Annotated in this window: 14 protein-coding genes; 3 read left to right on the top strand and 11 right to left on the bottom strand. The window is 44.6% G+C overall.

The genetic code is table 11. The annotated features are described in order from the left end of the window. Positions 1–232: 232 nt before the first annotated feature. From PQG66_RS08185 to PQG66_RS08195, 3 genes are all read left to right on the top strand, one after another. Entirely contained in the window at positions 233–1,096 is an 864-nt protein-coding gene (locus PQG66_RS08185; protein ID WP_272037155.1) for a class I SAM-dependent methyltransferase, read from the top strand. A gap of 2 nt (positions 1,097–1,098) precedes the next feature. Beyond that, on the top strand, positions 1,099–1,833 hold the full coding sequence (locus PQG66_RS08190) for an RluA family pseudouridine synthase (RefSeq protein ID WP_272037157.1): 735 nt from the start codon (positions 1,099–1,101) through the stop codon (positions 1,831–1,833). Positions 1,834–1,979: 146 nt separating this feature from the next. Further along, positions 1,980–2,333, top strand: coding sequence for an MGMT family protein (locus tag PQG66_RS08195; RefSeq protein WP_272037158.1), 354 nt, complete (start codon positions 1,980–1,982; stop codon positions 2,331–2,333). 148 nt (positions 2,334–2,481) lie between these two features. Here PQG66_RS08195 and PQG66_RS08200 read toward each other — a convergent pair whose 3' ends face one another. The 11 genes from PQG66_RS08200 to PQG66_RS08250 all read right to left on the bottom strand — a co-directional run bounded on the left by PQG66_RS08200 (position 2,482) and on the right by PQG66_RS08250 (position 16,816). Beyond that, a complete protein-coding gene (locus PQG66_RS08200) occupies positions 2,482–3,999 on the bottom strand; it encodes a DHA2 family efflux MFS transporter permease subunit (RefSeq protein WP_272037160.1) in 1,518 nt (505 codons plus the stop codon). Positions 4,000–4,006: 7 nt separating this feature from the next. Then, positions 4,007–4,441 carry a MarR family winged helix-turn-helix transcriptional regulator gene (locus PQG66_RS08205; protein ID WP_272037162.1) on the bottom strand — a complete coding sequence of 145 codons (435 nt, stop codon included), beginning with the start codon at positions 4,439–4,441 and terminating at the stop codon, positions 4,007–4,009. Positions 4,442–4,765: 324 nt separating this feature from the next. Then, positions 4,766–7,240 carry an FAD-dependent oxidoreductase gene (locus PQG66_RS08210; protein ID WP_272037164.1) on the bottom strand — a complete coding sequence of 825 codons (2,475 nt, stop codon included), beginning with the start codon at positions 7,238–7,240 and terminating at the stop codon, positions 4,766–4,768. Further along, the gene (locus PQG66_RS08215; protein ID WP_272037166.1) at positions 7,233–7,550 is read right to left on the bottom strand and encodes an ArsR/SmtB family transcription factor; all 318 of its coding nucleotides are present in this window, start codon (positions 7,548–7,550) and stop codon (positions 7,233–7,235) included. The genes PQG66_RS08210 and PQG66_RS08215 overlap by 8 nt, the downstream gene beginning before the upstream one ends. Positions 7,551–7,818: 268 nt before the next feature. Continuing rightward, the gene (locus tag PQG66_RS08220) at positions 7,819–8,265 is read right to left on the bottom strand and encodes a MarR family winged helix-turn-helix transcriptional regulator (protein ID WP_272038116.1); all 447 of its coding nucleotides are present in this window, start codon (positions 8,263–8,265) and stop codon (positions 7,819–7,821) included. Between the two features lie 228 nt (positions 8,266–8,493). Continuing rightward, positions 8,494–10,956, bottom strand: coding sequence for a DNA gyrase subunit A (gyrA, locus tag PQG66_RS08225; RefSeq protein ID WP_272037168.1), 2,463 nt, complete (start codon positions 10,954–10,956; stop codon positions 8,494–8,496). Between the two features lie 12 nt (positions 10,957–10,968). Further along, entirely contained in the window at positions 10,969–12,945 is a 1,977-nt protein-coding gene (parE, locus tag PQG66_RS08230; RefSeq protein ID WP_272037170.1) for a DNA topoisomerase IV subunit B, read from the bottom strand. A 77-nt stretch (positions 12,946–13,022) separates the two neighbouring features. Continuing rightward, positions 13,023–14,012 carry an ABC transporter permease gene (locus tag PQG66_RS08235; RefSeq protein WP_272037172.1) on the bottom strand — a complete coding sequence of 330 codons (990 nt, stop codon included), beginning with the start codon at positions 14,010–14,012 and terminating at the stop codon, positions 13,023–13,025. Beyond that, on the bottom strand, positions 14,005–14,979 hold the full coding sequence (locus tag PQG66_RS08240; RefSeq protein WP_272037174.1) for an ABC transporter ATP-binding protein: 975 nt from the start codon (positions 14,977–14,979) through the stop codon (positions 14,005–14,007). The genes PQG66_RS08235 and PQG66_RS08240 overlap by 8 nt, the downstream gene beginning before the upstream one ends. Then, positions 14,980–15,855: a GDSL-type esterase/lipase family protein gene (locus PQG66_RS08245; protein ID WP_272037176.1), complete on the bottom strand. Its 876-nt coding sequence runs from the start codon at positions 15,853–15,855 to the stop codon at positions 14,980–14,982. 229 nt (positions 15,856–16,084) lie between these two features. Further along, entirely contained in the window at positions 16,085–16,816 is a 732-nt protein-coding gene (locus PQG66_RS08250) for a CAP domain-containing protein (RefSeq protein WP_272037178.1), read from the bottom strand. Between the last annotated feature and the right edge of the window lie 283 nt (positions 16,817–17,099).

The raw sequence follows: 17,099 nt of genomic DNA on the forward strand, positions 1-17,099 counted from the left end.
GTTGCCGAACTAATTCATATGCAACGTTAAAATATTCCTGCATCAAAATCATAAATGATAATGATTATCATTGTCAAATTTAATTTTATGTTATTTTGATTGAATTCTAATTTTGCTATTCTTTCGAAATGGCTTAAGACACTTTCAGAATACTAGACGGCCAGCTGGCGTAGAGCCCCTAATTTGTTGTACAATAGTATCCAAATGAAATTTGAAGGATGGATAAACGATAATGTACGTAGCTAAGAACTGGAAAGACTATGAAGTGATCGATACGGGAGGCGGCGAGAAGCTGGAACGCTGGGGAGATGTCATCCTGCGTAGACCCGATCCACAGATCATCTGGCCCCTCGAAAATGAAACCCATGAATGGCGTCAAGCTCACGGCCACTACCATCGCAGCTCTTCTGGCGGCGGAAGCTGGGATATGAAAAAACCGATTCCTGAGCGCTGGACAATCGGATACGAAAATCTGAAATTCCATATTAAACCGACCAGCTTCAAACATACAGGCTTGTTCCCTGAACAAGCGGCCAATTGGAGCTGGATGATGGATAAAATTGCTAACGCTGGTCGTCCCATCTCTGTTCTGAACCTGTTCGCTTATACGGGTGGAGCTACGGTAGCGGCGGCATACGCAGGCGCTTCGGTTGTACACTGTGATGCAGCTAAAGGTATGGTTCAATGGGCCAAAGAAAATGTGCAGCTATCGGGACTTGGGGACCGACCTGTTCGTTTCATTACGGATGATGTGTTCAAGTTCGTACAACGCGAGCAGCGCCGTGGTAACAAGTACGATGCGATTATTATGGACCCTCCATCCTATGGACGTGGCCCGAACGGTGAAACATGGAAGCTGGAAGAGAACCTCTATCCGTTCTTGAAGTCCTGTATGACGATTCTTTCGGACAACCCGTTGTTTATGCTTGTGAACTCATATACAACCGGGATTTCTTCCACTGTTCTGCGCAACATGCTGACGATGACGATGTCTGCCAAGTATGGCGGCAAGATTACAGCTGGAGAGATTGGATTGCCGATTACACGCAGCGGCTTGGATCTGCCATGCGGTATTCTGGGCCGCTGGGAGTCTTAATCATGTCTCATGATATACAAAAAGGCGGAGATATTGAGATTCTGTTTGAAGATAATCACTTGTTAGGGATAACCAAGCCAGTGAATGTTCCCACTCAGGAAGATGCATCGGGTGACCCTGATCTGCTCTCTTTACTCAAACAAGATTTGAAAGAACGATATAACAAACCGGGCAATGTTTATCTGGGCCTAGTACATCGCCTGGATCGCCCGGTTGGAGGAGCAATGATTTTTGCCAAAACCTCCAAAGCGGCCTCTCGTTTGTCGGAAACAGTGCGTGGTCGACACTTCCGTAAAATTTACGGCGCGGTTGTTCATGGCAAAATGCCATCAAGTCAGGGGACGCTGAAGCACACCCTCTTGAAAGACAGTAAGACAAACACGGTCACAGCAGTACCCAAAGGTACACCAGGCGGAAAAGATGCTGTCTTGGACTACCAGGTCATCGGGGAAACGGATCGCTACAGTCTTGTTCATATTGAGCTTCATACAGGCAGATCTCATCAGATACGTGTGCAGATGAAAGAAGCCGGTTGTCCGTTATTCGGAGATCAGAAATATGGCGCTAAAATGAACAAGCCGGGGCAGCAAATTGCATTATGGTCTGTTATCGCATCGTTCCCTCATCCAGTGACTAAACAGGAAGTTACGCTTCAGTCCCTGCCTGTACGAGAATTCCCTTGGGCTGAATGGCCTTCACAGGTATACGAAGAAGCTTTTGCTATGAACCGTCTATAAGCAATTCAATTCCACAGACGCAGCACTCGTCTGCAACTGTAACTTGTCGTTCGGATGCTCATCCGGGCGGCATTTTTTGTGGGAATACATGTAACTGCAATTCTAGTACACGGTTCATTCTAATTTAAAGTTAGGAGCCAAGCGTCATGACCCCATTTACGAAACAGGTTATTGCGATTATCGCGGCGATTCCAGAAGGAAAAGTAATGACTTATGGACAGATTGCGGCATGTGCTGGAAGTCCGAGAGCAGCAAGACAAGTGGTGCGTATTTTACACTCCATGAGTCGTAAAGAACGTCTGCCATGGCATCGGGTCGTCAATGCGAAGGGACAGATCGCTATATCCGACGAACAATTGCGCTCCATACAGGAGATCGAGCTTGGTAGTGAAGGAGTCGAATTCCAGTTGGATGGCAGTATTGATCTGAAGCAATTTGGACATGATCCTGATCCAGATTGGTTGTTGCATAAGTTGGCCTCTATCCAGAACGAAGATTAGGGAATCGTAACGGATTCATTTAAATGCCGAAGCGTATCATTAAAATAAAACAAAAAAGAGAACTCTCATCTACAGTAGGTGTATCCTACTACAGATAAGAGTTCTCTTTGCTTTTAGCTTTTTCGTCAAACTTTCAGTTCATGTCTGATTATGCTGTCGCCACCGTTTTTGCCTTTTCTTTCTCAGCGTTAATCGGCTCTGTCGCCGGTTTCGTTTTCTGGATGAAGAAGGCCAAAATCAGGGCTGCAATTGTCATATAGGTTGCCACTGTAAAGGCATAGTTAACCCCATAAATAGTCGCATCTGCTGTAGCTGCCAGCATCGCTGATTTATTATTCGGGTCAATTGTACCCGTAGCCATTATATCTCCCAGATGAGACTTGAGCTTACTACTCATAATGGTGACGAGGATCGCTGTACCAATCGCCCCAGCCACTGTTCGCAAGGTGTTCGACATCGCAGTACCATGCGCATTAAGACGTTGAGGCAACTGATTCAGACCTGCCGTCTGAATTGGCATCATCAGCATGGACATCCCGAACATACGGGCAGTGTAGATAAACATCATGTATCCATACGTGGTGTCAATCGCCAATCGGCTAAGACCCCATGTTGTAATGGCTGTAATCGCTAAACCTGCAACCGACAGCCAACGTGCGCCCACTTTATCGAAGATACGACCCGTGATCGGGGACATAATCCCCATGAGGATGGCACCAGGCATCATGAGCAAGCCGGATTCGATTGCAGAAAATCCACGGATATTTTGCAAGAAAATCGGAAGCAGGATCATCCCCGCAAACATCGCCATTGTAACGAGCATGTTAATGATCGTTGTTAAGGTGTACATGTTGTATTTAAATATACGGAATTCCAGGAGTGGATGATCTGTCGTCAACTGACGAATAACGAACAGAATGAGTGAGATGGTACCCACAACCAGGCAACCGATAACGATTGCGCTACCCCATCCGTCTGTACCGGCATCGCTGAAGCCATATAGCAAACTACCGAATCCGAGTGTAGATAAAATAACACCAATGGAGTCCAGTTTCGGTTTGGACTGACGTGTTACATTTTTAACAAAAGCTATACCGATCCCTGTTGCAATGATAGAGAATGGCAAAATGATGTAAAATAACAATCTCCAGGAATAGTGCTCAACGATATAACCGGACAACGTCGGCCCAATCGCTGGTGCGAGGATCATCGCAATCCCCATCGTCCCCATTGCCTGACCACGCTTCTCGATCGGAAAGATCGTCAGGAACACAACGGTCATAAGCGGCATCAAAATGCCGGCACCTGCGGCTTGAATAACACGACCAACCATAAGTATGGAAAAGTTCGGACTAAGACCACAGACTAGCGTACCAATGGTAAACAGGGTCATAGCTGTTATAAAAATCTGTCGTGTTGAAAACTTGGCAATCAAGTAAGCTGTCACCGGAATTAATACCCCGTTGACAAGCATGTAACCCGTGGTCAGCCACTGGGCTTTGTTCGGCCCAATGCCGAGGTCATCCATAATTTTAGGAAGAGCCACGTTCATCAGGGTCTGATTCAAAAATGCCACAAAGGCACCAATCAACAAGGCCGCTACGATCGGGCCTTTCTTGATGTTCTCCATCGCACTGGACGGAGCTGTAGCAGTTGTTGTGCTCATAGATTGTTCATCTCTCTTCCTGTAACTTTTCAATCATCAGACTATGAATCCGAAGCAGATTCTCCAGGTCTTCCTTCGAAATCTCCAATATAGGTGATACACGCTCCATCCATAGCTGCTGTGTCTCCTGTTGTGCCTTTTCCCCTTTGGCTGTAACTTGTAACACCACAGAGCGACGATCTGCATCAGAACGAGTCCGCACAATATATTCTCCTTTGACGAGACGTTCTACCACAGCGCTCATGGAGCTACTGCCCATGTGACACAGATCAGCGATTTCGTTTATACCGAGTGCAGGTCGCTCCTTAAGGATGGATAACACCATAAACTGAATCGAAGTTAACTCGATCTCTTTGTTTTCGTTCCAGAAAGCTCGGAAGAGCATCTGATTCACTTGTCGAAATGAGTTGATAATATAAAATACTTCATGCGTATCCGTCATTGTTTCACCCTTTTACTTATGGAATATAATATTTCGTACACGAAATATCAGGGGAACAATTAATTATTATAACAAAAATATTTACATAGTCAACTCTTTACATATAAAAAAAGAAAACAATATGAGTACATACGAAATGTAATCTATATACTATATAAGCAAGCATAATAACAGCTAATCAGTACGTTTGTATCTTTACCCTGAACGATGAAATTATGCAATTAGTCACAGACAGTTAAAAAAACCTCCATCCCACGCATACAGATACAGTGGAATAGGAGGTTGAATTGTCATTTAGTTAAGTTAATTATTGAACTTTAAATTTTAGATAAACAAATTATGATTCGCTTGGTCCGCTTGTCCGAGATAATATCCAACGCCGCCAATGACAGCCTGATCGATCAATTCCTCACGTTGTATGCCCATCAGATCCATCGACATCTGGCATGCCACGATCTCAACCCCCTGTTCGATAGCGGATTGCATCAGTTGCTCCAGTGAAGCGACGTTATTTTTTTTCATTAGACCTCGAATCATCTTGGCACCCACACCAAACATATTCATGTTGGAAAGCTTGAGCTTGAGGCTGTTGCTTGGCAACATCAGATCAAACATGCGAGCGATACCCGTTTTGACTGGTGCCTGCAACATTTCTTGTTTGCGAATGACATTTAAACCCCAGAAGGTGAAAAACATCGTTACTTTGCGCCCACTAGCCGCTGCTCCATTGGCAATAATAAACGAGGCAATAGCCTTATCCAGCTCACCGCTGAATACAACCATGGTGCTGCCTTTTTCCAGTTGCTGTGGTTGGCTTGTGACAGGTGAAGTATTTTTGGTTAAAACTGCCTCGATTACCCCGCCCTTTTCCCGCTCCAGCTTAAGGACTTCAGACCCCGACATGGATGCCCAAGCTTTAACATCCTCATAGAATCCTGGATCGGAAGCCTTCACTCGCAGCGTTTGCCCATCTGTGAGCTGATCCATTTGTTGTTTCACCTGAATCAGAGGACCGGGGCAACTTAAACCACATACGTTCAATTCGTTATCAATGTGAAGCTCTTTTGAGATACCATTAATGTCGCTATTGTCATTACTCTGATCACTAGGGTTGCCACCATTGCTGCTTCCACTTAATACCACTGCAGGTTTGAATTGTGCCTGACGGTACGTCTTGTAGCCCCCACTCAAATTTTTCGTACGATAGCCGTGCTGACGAAGTATTTGAGAAGCGGTGTAACCACGAAGGCCTACCTGACAATAAACCCAGATTTCCTTGGAAGCATCCAGTTCACCCAGACGTTGACGAAGCTCATCGACCGGAATTGACAGTGAGCCAGGAATGTTCCCGTTACGGTGCTCCAGATCACTGCGAACGTCCAGCAATAAAGACTCAGCAGGGTTACGTTCCGATAGCTGATCGTAGGTGAACGATTCTACTCGGCCTTCAATCATGTTCTCAGCAGCATATCCGACCATATTTACCGGATCTTTCGCTGATGAATATGGAGGAGCGTAGCTAAGTTCTAATTCCGTCAGATCTCGTACATTTCCTCCGAAATGAATCGCTACCGCAATATCATCAATCCGTTTATCCACACCTTCATAACCAACGGCCTGTGCACCTAGAATTTTACCCTCTGGAGTGAAGAGCAATTTCAATGTAACTGCACTTGAACCCGGATAGTAGGATGCATGAGATGCAGGATGAACGGTAACCGTACGATACTCTTTCTGCATACGTTTGAGCGTTCTCTCATTGGTCCCCGTCGTTGCCCCCGTCATTCCAAAAACTTTGATGATCGACGTTCCCTGAGTCCCTTTATATGTGGTAGGAAGACCCGCAATTTGATCTGCCACGATGCGTCCTTGTTTGTTTGCAGGACCCGCCAGTGGAATTGCTGTTTGCGTCCCGTGAATGTAGTCCTTCACTTCAATGGCATCGCCCACGGCATAGATATGCGGAACACTGCTCTCCATCTTCTCGTTGACCAGGATATGTCCTCGTGAACCGAGAGCCACACCGCTGTCCTTCAAGAACGAGGTATCTGGTGTAACCCCTATAGCCAGAATAACCAGATCAGCAGACAACATATTGCCATCCGATAATTCTACCCCAATGCCTTGATCTAAGGTCCTGAACCCTTGAACACGTTGCGAAAATAAAAGTTTTACTCCATTCTGCTCCATCTCCTGAGCCAGTACAGCAGCCAATTCAGGATCGAACGGTGTTAACAATTGATCATTACCTTCAATCAAAGTTACATCAAGTCCAGCTTCCTTCAAGTTCTCAGCCATTTCTACACCAATGAACCCGCCACCAATTACGATCGAATTTTTGTTGTTATGCGAACTTACCTGTTCTTTGATTCGATCGATATCCGGAATATTCCGGACAGTGTATATCAGTTGGTTTTCTTTGCCTGGCAGATCAGGTACAACCGGACGAGCGCCAGGCGACAAAATCAATTCATCATAGCTTTCTTCGTACAGACCACGTTCGACACTACGTACTTGTACAGTCCGTTTAGCAGAATCAACAGCGATAACCTCACTCTGCGTGCGAACATCGATATTGAAACGATCCTCCATTCCTTTCGGTGTCTGGACAAGCAATCGTGCACGTTCTTCAATCGTACCCCCAATGTAATAAGGCAAGCCACAGTTGGCAAAGGAGATATACGGTCCCTTTTCAAACATAATAATTTCGGCATGTTCATCCAGACGCCGGAGGCGCGCAGCAGCAGATGCACCTCCTGCGACACCTCCCACGATTAAGACCTTTTTACGTTTATTCATCTTCGCATTCATCCTTTTCAAATAAGATCATGACCAACTTTTCCACGCGAGGATCAGCTAGTACGTAATTCACTTCCAGACCATTTCGCTCCGTAGCAACAATGCCTGCACTGCGAAGCCTTTGCAAATGCTGAGACACCGTAGATTGTGGTAGATCCAAACATTCCTGCATATATGAAACATTACATTTCTTTTTGCGCATCAACCCACGAACAATACATAAACGCACGGGGTGAGAAAGTGCCTTAAGAAATTCTGCTGGTTCATCAAACATATTTAATTGATTCTTATCAAAAGCAGGTAACTCCATAGTAATCCTCCTAAATTGTTATATTGTAATATTACGATATAGCGATTTTGTTGTCAAATGTATTTTGATGTAAGAAAAAACTACCAAGCATTCATTGTTTACTTATAGATGTTTATACATGACCCTTTAGTCCACACAAATATACTCCCAGCTTGCTGAAGCCAGGAGTATGTTGCAATGATCTGCTTATTCTATTGCCAGTATAGACAGAATATTTACTCATTCGCTGAAGTCCTATCTTCTAATCCCTTAGACACATCACTTTAGATTAGCCTGAGCTGGTTAAGGCAGGCTCTTGCACGTTCGTTTTGGGTGTTGTCATTTTTCCGAGTAGATATATGAGTAATTGTTGATTGTGCATGGAAATATTGCTCAGTACGGAATTCATAAACTCATTACGAATCGTAATACCGCGCTTCGTTTCCATTCTGCCTTTTTCGGACAGTGAAACCCATACAATTCTTCGATCTTGACTGTCACGGTCTCTACGAATGAGGCCGTTTTTCTCCATACGATCAAGAAGCATCGTTACAGCAGCAGGCGTAGTTGCCAGAAATGGAATCAGATCGGATGGCTTCATCTTCTCGTGATCCGCTAGCACCTCCAGTACAGCAAGCTGTGCCTCTGTCAACGAAGGGGCTAATTCTTGATCCATATGCAATTTATAATCTTTGGTTAATTTGAACCAGCACTTAGCAAAATCGGAATTATACATCAAACATCACTCCTCCCAGCAACGAATAGTTAATTCATTTGCTTAAGTTTTCGCGCTCTGAAGCCGCATTCCTGCTATGTTTTTTCAATTTCCTAGCGATCGACTGTAATCGACGAAGGTTGTTATACTTCGTTTGAAGTCGCACTCTTCATCCGCCCAGGAACAACAAAAAAAGACTCTTCACACGACAGAATCAGCGATCTGTGCGAAGAGTCTTTTTTATTCGATCTATACTGAGGATTCCGGCTGATTTTCGTTAAAATCCGGAATCAAATCCGTAATTTCGTCTTGTTTGTCTACATGAACAAGTAATTTCCCTATATGTTTGCGTTCAGTAATCGGCAGGCTTTCAGAAGAAAGGAGATGCGCTTGTCCCTCTTTGGTCATCACCGTGAACTGACGCTTCTCTCTACAGTAGAATGCTGCTGCGATGCGACTTCCATTGGGTTTAACTCGTTTACCTTCCTTGAATTCAAAGGTAGCCAGCCCTTTGCCCCCACGGCTCTGCAAGGCGTAATCCAGGAGCAAGGATCGTTTACCGTAACCGAGGTCAGACAAAATGGCTACCTCACCCTCTTCGCCTTCCACCCATAGTGCAGAGACAATCTCATCCTTATCTTTTAACTGAATACCGCGAACACCGCCGGATACGCGTCCCATCGGGTTAACCTCATCCTCACGGAAACGAATGGCCATCGCTTCTTTGGTAATCAGCATGATATCTTTACCGCCTGTACTCAAATGCACGGACAGAACTTCATCATCTTTACCGACCTTACATGCTGCCACTGCACCGGACCGTTTCGTAATATATTCCTTTAACTCGGTTCGTTTAACTTGCCCTTTGCGTGTCACAAATACAAGGCTATGATTCGGTTCCTCAAACGATTTGATCGCAAGCACACTGGCGATCCGATCGTCCTTCGCCAAAGGAATCACATTAACAATGGCGGTACCTGGGTCTTTCCACTTGAATTCTGGCACTTGGTGTACAGGAAGAAGGAAGTATTGTCCTTTTTGTGTGAAGACAAGCAGGTTCTCTAATGTGTTCACATTGAACACCTGTGAGATATAATCTCCTTCTTTTACTCCACTAGCACTACGTTCACCACCGGACCGCGTAAAAGATTGCATGCTCGAGCGTTTGATGTACCCTTCTCTGGACAGCGTTACTAATACATCTTCTGCATTGACCAGCACTTCAAGATTTACCTTGAGTTCTTCTACTTCACCCTGAATCGCGGAACGACGCTCGATACCGTACTTCTCTTTAATCTCCAACAGTTCTTTACGGATAACCCCAATCAGCTTGCGATCACTCTCCAGAATAGATCGAAGCTGTGAAATTTTCTTCATCAGATCATCCAGTTCTTTTTGCAGTGCATTGATTTCGAGATTGGTCAAACGGTACAACTGTAATGTCAAAATAGAATCCGCTTGACGCTCTGTAAAACCAAACATCCAGACCAGATTATTTTGCGCGTCCTGACGATTCTTCGATGCTTTGATCGCTGCAATCACTTCATCTAGAATGTTAAGGGCTTTCACTAGCCCCTCCAGGACGTGAGCACGATCTTCGGCTTTCTCCAATTCATACTTCGTCCTGAATGTCACAACTTCGCGCTGGTGAGCGATATATGCCTCGAGAATGGATTTCAGTCCTAGTTGTTGCGGAGCTTTGTTCACAATCGCAACCATATTGAAGTTGTATGTGACTTGGAGGTCTGTTTTCTTCAGCAAATAAGCCAAAATACCTTGTGCATCCGCATCTTTTTTTAACTCAACGACAATACGAAGCCCTTCGCGTCCACTTTCATCCCGGACTTCAGCAATGCCCTCCACTTTCTTCTCCAGACGGATATTCTCCATTGCTGTAACCAGACGAGATTTAACGACCTGATAAGGAATCTCGGTAATGACAATTTGCTGCTTACCGCCACGCATATTCTCGATTTCGGTTTTGGAACGTATGTAGATTCGTCCTTTTCCTGTTCGATATGCATCTAGAATACCGTCGCCGCCCATAATTAATCCGCCTGTCGGAAAATCCGGGCCTTTCATGAACATCATAATCTCGTCAAGCTCGATGGACGGCTTCTCCATCACAGCAATACAAGCATCTATCGTTTCGCGCAGATTATGAGGAGGAATTTCGGTTGCAAAACCTGAAGAGATTCCACTTACGCCATTCACCAACAAGTTAGGATAACGAGAAGGCAAAACGACTGGCTCTTTGGCTGTGTTGTCAAAGTTGTCCTTAAACAGAACAGTGCGTTTCTCAATATCACGAAGCATTTCCATCGCAATCGATGACAAACGCGCCTCGGTATACCGCATTGCAGCAGCTGGATCATCGTCCTGCGAACCCCAGTTTCCGTGGCCGTCCACAAGCATATGCCCCATCTTCCAAGGTTGTGCCATTCGCACCATACCTTCATAGATCGAGGAATCGCCGTGAGGATGATAATTCCCCATGACGTCCCCTACGGTTTTGGCAGATTTCCGGTATGGCTTCTCTGGGTTGTTCCCCGAGTCGTACATAGCGTATAGAATACGACGTTGTACTGGCTTTAATCCATCCCGTACATCCGGAATTGCGCGATCCTGAATAATATATTTGGAGTAGCGACCGAAACGGTCACCTACGACCTCTTCGAGAAAGGCCGGCATAAATTGTTCTGATAGACTCATTCCAAGCACCTTCTATTCTTCGTACTCTGTAAAGTCGACATTCTCTACGATCCAGCGTTTGCGTGGGTCTACCTTGTCTCCCATCAACGTAGAAACGCGACGTTCTGCTTTGGCGGCATCAACAATCTCCACTTTCAGCATAGCTCTTGTCTCCGGATTCATCGTCGTTTCCCACAGTTGATCCGGATTCATCTCACCGAGCCCTTTATAGCGTTGTAACTCAACATTGTTGCCGAATTCTTTCATGTAATTCGCAAGTTCCTCATCTGTCCAAGCATATCTTACCGTTGACATCTTGCCGGATTTGCGTGTGAGTTTGTACAAAGGTGGCTGAGCAATATATACTTTACCCGCATCAATTAACGGTTTCATATACCGGTAGAAGAACGTAAGAAGCAACACCTGAATATGTGCACCATCCGTATCGGCATCTGTCATAATGATGATTTTAGAATAATTGCTGTCTTCCACCGCAAATTCAGTTCCAATCCCTGCTCCAATCGCTGCTGTTATTGCACGATACTCCTCATTTTTGAGGATATCCGCCAACTTTGATTTTTCCGGATTAAGCGGTTTTCCCTTTAACGGCAAAATCGCCTGTATCTTGGAATCCCTTCCTTGCTTCGCAGAACCGCCCGCAGAGTCACCTTCCACAATAAACAACTCATTGCGCGTAAAATCTTTCGATTGCGCTGGCGTCAATTTGCCATTCAGATTAGAACTTTCACTGCGTTTTTTACCTGTACGCATCTCATCACGGGCTTTGCGCGCAGCTTCCCTTGCTTTGGATGCTTGCACTGCTTTGCGAATCAAGGTCTGTGCCACCTGCGGGTTCTCTTCCAAAAATCGCTGAATGTTCTCCGAAACGACAGAATCCACTGCGCTTCGAGCACTAGCACTTCCAAGTTGATCTTTGGTCTGACCGACAAATTCCACCTCTGACATTTTGACACTGATGACAGCCATCATGCCTTCCCGCAGATCGTTACCTTCCAGGTTTTTATCTTTTTCCTTGATCATGCTGGTGCGGCGAGCGTAGTCATTCATCACACGAGTATATGCTGCTCTGAATCCAGTCTCATGTGTACCGCCACCGCGAGTCGGGATCGAGTTAACAAAAGAGGCTAAGGTCTCGGTATATCCCGCGTTGTATTGAATCGCAATCTCCACTTCAATGTCATCTTTCTCCGCATAGAAATGAATGACATCATGTAACACATCTTTGTTTTCGTTCAAATATTCTACAAACTGGCTTGCTCCACCCTCGTACATATACTCATCCTGATGACCTGAACGCTCATCCTTCAGAACGATTTTCAGACCCGAGTTCAGGAAAGCAATTTCCTGTAGACGCTCTGCCAGTGTATCATAATTTAACTGAATGCCATTAGGGAATACGCGAATATCCGGTTTGAACGTAACTTTAGTACCTGTGCGATTCGTATTACCAACCACTTCAAGACTCGTCACGGGTTCCCCTACATGTTCTACCCCTTTTTTATCCTGCCAATATTCAAAACGTTGACGATGAATTTTACCATCCCGGAAGATCTCAACTTCAAGCCATTCTGACAGAGCGTTTGTAACCGAAGCACCTACGCCGTGCAGACCACCTGATTTCTTGTATCCCGATCCACCGAACTTACCGCCTGCGTGCAAAATCGTAAACACGACCTGGGGAGTGGGAACCCCTGTTTTATGTATTCCTGTCGGAATTCCCCTTCCGTTATCCTGAACTGTAATAGAACCGTCCTTATGCAGCGTGATATCGATTTTGGAGCAGAATTTGGCAAGGTGCTCGTCGACAGCGTTATCTACGATCTCCCATACCAAATGATGTAGACCTGAAGTACTGGTGCTGCCGATGTACATCCCGGGCCGTTTCCGAACCGCTACCAGTCCTTCAAGTACTTGAATGTCGTCTGCTTCGTACGAGGCACCTTGTCCACCGCCTGTCGAACTTGCCGACATATCGATTTGCTCGACCATTCATGCTCCCCCTTCTCTAACTTGAAACTACAATATTGCCTAAAATGCAAACAGATGTTTTCTTATCCTTGTCCATTTTAATTCAAGATATCCCGTTTCGTAAAGACAAGGAATGAGACAACGAGTGATGCAGCCCCCCAAACACTAAGCACAATAAGGGAAAAACCAAGATTCATGCCTTCAATTGGCGGTAGTCCACCCGATAAATAGTCAGGCAGTTCAAGGTTGACCATAAACAAATATTTGGCCGACTCCCATGAAGCTGCCATATTCGTCAGGATTGTTCCTGCAATGAGGGCAGCCATCATAATAACAATACTTGCTGCTGTACTGCGAACAAGAACCGACACCATAAATGCCAACATTGCGACAATAATACTTACGAACCAGATCAAACCTGCTTGCATCAACATGTACTGCCATTGACTTACCGCATGTACAGCAGACATATCTACATCGGTGCCAACCACTTTGAACCCAGTAAAAACAGGCATGCCGAACCCTTTGTATCCAAATACAGCGCCAGATATGCCATAACAAATCACATAGGCAGATACAACAATGATGGAAACAAACATGATCAGTGTTACAAGCTTGCTTAGAAGCACTTTCCATCGTCTAACAGGGCGAGTCAGCAACATTTTGATCGTACCGGTCGTCCGCTCACCTGATACCAAGTCCGAAGCAATCGCCATAATCAAAAGAGGAATAAAAAGCCCTACGGCATTATTCATAAACTCCCTTGTAAACGTGACTCCTCCTGGCTCTTTAGGATTGATATCATTTTCCAGATAATATTGCATTTGCTGGATATACACAGTCCTATATTTTTTGTATTCCTCGGGTACCCTGTCGCTGCCAAGCGAGTTCTGATTATCGGTAATGGCCTGCTGCAATTCGAGCCTCCAGTCACCACCGAATTTGTCCTGATTATTTTGAGCTGATTTCATCTGTGCATACGTGAACATCGGTACAAGGATGGCCAGAACGATGAAAATAATATAAAGACGTTTCTTCTTAACCATTTTGATGGTCTCATTACGAATGAGCGGCATAATATTATTCAATAGATTCACCTTCTGTCATTTTTAAAAATAGCTGTTCAAGTGTAGGCTGAATCCGTTGTACACCTTCAACCTGAATACCAGCCTGTACCATCTGTGTCACCAACTCGGGGATCATCTCCTCGTGCATCTCTGCAACAACCGCATTTGTTCCGAGCCCTGCAATAATGGTGTCATCCATAAAATCAGCAGGGCGAGTGACGAGTGTAATACCATGATCGATTAACATCTGACGCCCTGCTTCTAACGGTGTGAGATGCCATATAGCCACCTTGGAATGGTCTTCAATCAGTTCGTTTACACCGCCCACCGCGAGCACACGGCCAGCACTGATGATCGCAACCCGATCACAGAGAAGCTGAATCTCACTTAACAAGTGACTGCTAACAAAAACGGCCATGCCTTCACTGGCAAGCTGTTTGATAAATTCCCGCAGTTCCTTAATCCCTTTTGGATCAAGACCGTTTGTCGGTTCATCCAGAATGAGGAGACGCGGCTTCCCAAGCAGTGCTTGAGCTATTCCAAGTCGCTGACGCATACCGAGAGAATATGTTCTGACTTTATCATGAATCCGTTGATCCAGACGAACGATATTTACCACTTCCTGAATACGATCCTGATCCACACCTGGCTGCATTCGAGCAAAATGCTCGAGGTTCTCCCACCCGGTTAAATATGTATATACTTCTGGGTTTTCAACGATGGATCCGACATATTTCAGTGCTCGCTCGGGGTCCCGATTCACATCATAACCACAGACGCTAATCTTTCCTTCTGTAGGTTTGATTAGATCAACCAGCATACGAATCGTTGTTGTTTTGCCCGCCCCATTAGGTCCCAAAAATCCGAATATTTCACCAGGTTTGACATCAAAAGTGACATCTTTAATGATCCACTTTCGCCCAATTTTTTTCTTCAAATGTTGTACGGACAAGACGGAATCATATTGCTTCTCCGCTTTCTCTGCCATTTATTTCACGCTCCCCTCTGCCGGTGTATTCCCTTGATATTCCTGTGCAATGCGAACCGCGATCTGCTGATAACCTTGACCATTAGGATGAAAGTGATCGGATGAAAGATATTCGTCGAGATGATTCTCAAACAGATCAAAGGTCGGCACAAGTGTCATTTTATCTTCATTGTTTAAAATGGACAGGGCCGCATCATTCCACGCAGCAACAACTGCATTACCCGGCTTCTCGAGCTCTTTCACATTACCAAAGGGATTATATAATCCGATGTACGCAATGTGAGCATTCGGATTAATTTCTTTTACTTTTTTTAAAATTTCCTGCAGTCGTTTTGACGTCTCAGGCAAGGCAGCAGCCAGTTTCTCAGCCGTTGGTGGATCCTCACCTTGAAGAACCTGTCCCCCCTGAAACAGGTCATTTGCACCAATGGAGAGCATAATAAAGTTGGATTGCTGCAAGACGTATTTAACTCCTTGTTCATCCAGCTTGCTTAACAAAGCGTCTGTTCGGAGGCCGTTCACTCCCAAATTGTTAAGTACTTGTACATCATAACCCTTATCCTTAAGCAGATTGCCGGCTCTTCGAACAAAACCAAGTCCCTCATCATCACCCGTTCCTCTGGCTAGAGAATCACCGATGACTGCCATCCGGATCTTTCCATCTTCTACTATCGCTTGATTACTGCCTTTTTGAGCTTCTTGCGATGATCCCGCACTATTTTGTCTATCGTTTAATGTGGAGTCTCCCTGAGGAAAGATAACATCTTTTATGGCGTAACCAAATCCAAATAATAGTAGCAAAGTTGATAAAATAGCTATGGTGCTAACACTTCTCCAGATCCAAGGTGCTGAATCAAGATTTTTGTTCTTTTTCATCCATCACATCTCCAGTCAAGTGCGTAAAATTTATAATGGCTTTCGAATACTGCTTATTCTAAATAACATAAGTCTTCTGACGTTAATTTGCAAATTTTGTTCCTGTATTCGATAACAGCCGTTTACCCGAACTGAAAAAAAATAAAAAGTCATATCATCCACAACCTTACGGCGGTGGATGTATGACTTTTCATTATAAAATAAATGATCGATTATTCATTCTCAGCTCTTATTTACCGATAAACTCTTGAGCCCAATATCCGTTATAGTAACCTACACCGATATGCGTGAAGTTTTTGCTCAGGATATTTGCTCTGTGACCCGCACTGTTCATCCAAGCTGTTACAACTTCCTGTGGCGTTTTCTGGCCTTTAGCGATATTTTCACCAGCATAGTTGTAAGTAACTCCGAATTGTTTCATCATATCAAATGGAGAACCGTAAGTCGGAGACTGGTGAGCAAAGTAGTTATTGTCACTCATATCTTTCGCTTTGGCTACTGCAACCTTGTCCAAGAGTGCATCTGATGCAAGCGCACTAAGTCCTGCTTTGGCACGTTCTGCATTCACCAGTTTTACGACTTGTGTAGCAAAATCGGATTGTGTGCTTTGAGAACCACCATTGTTACCTGTGTTTGTAGGTTTTTTGTCTGGTGTTGTCGTTACTGGCTTCTCTTCTTGTACTGGCTTAGCAGGTGTGCTTGGTTTTGGTTCAGGCTTAGCTTCAGGCTGAGTTGCTGGTTTTTCAACAACTTGTCCTTCGGATAAAGTATATCCGTTTTGTTTAAGCCATTGCTCAATATAAGATTTAAGGTTATCTGCATTCAGCACTTTGTATGTCGTTACCGTAGATGCTTTATATGTTGAATCTGCAGCAGACACGGAGGCAGGCAGCATAATCCCTACGGCGAGTGCAGCTGTCAGACTGCCAGTCACAACTTTTTTCATCCAGTTCTTCTTCAAATTCATTCATCTCCTTAGAATTAATTATTACAATTTTGTAATCACTACTCTAGGAGTATATCAATTACTCAGGAGATTGTGAACCTATAAAATAATGGAAAAGTGACTCTTTTGTCATCATTGGATGTTTCCAAATACTAAGGAACGGGTAATATATTTGGTCTTGTTTCTATATTCTTTTCAACTCCTATTAAGCTGCTTACGAAGTGTTACAAATAAAAAAATGGCACTCAGTCAAGTTCTCACCTGCTGAATGCCTTTCATCTATTTTTCATCCACATGA

The sequence above is a fragment of the Paenibacillus sp. JJ-100 genome (assembly GCF_948329825.1).
Lineage (GTDB): Bacteria > Bacillota > Bacilli > Paenibacillales > Paenibacillaceae > Paenibacillus.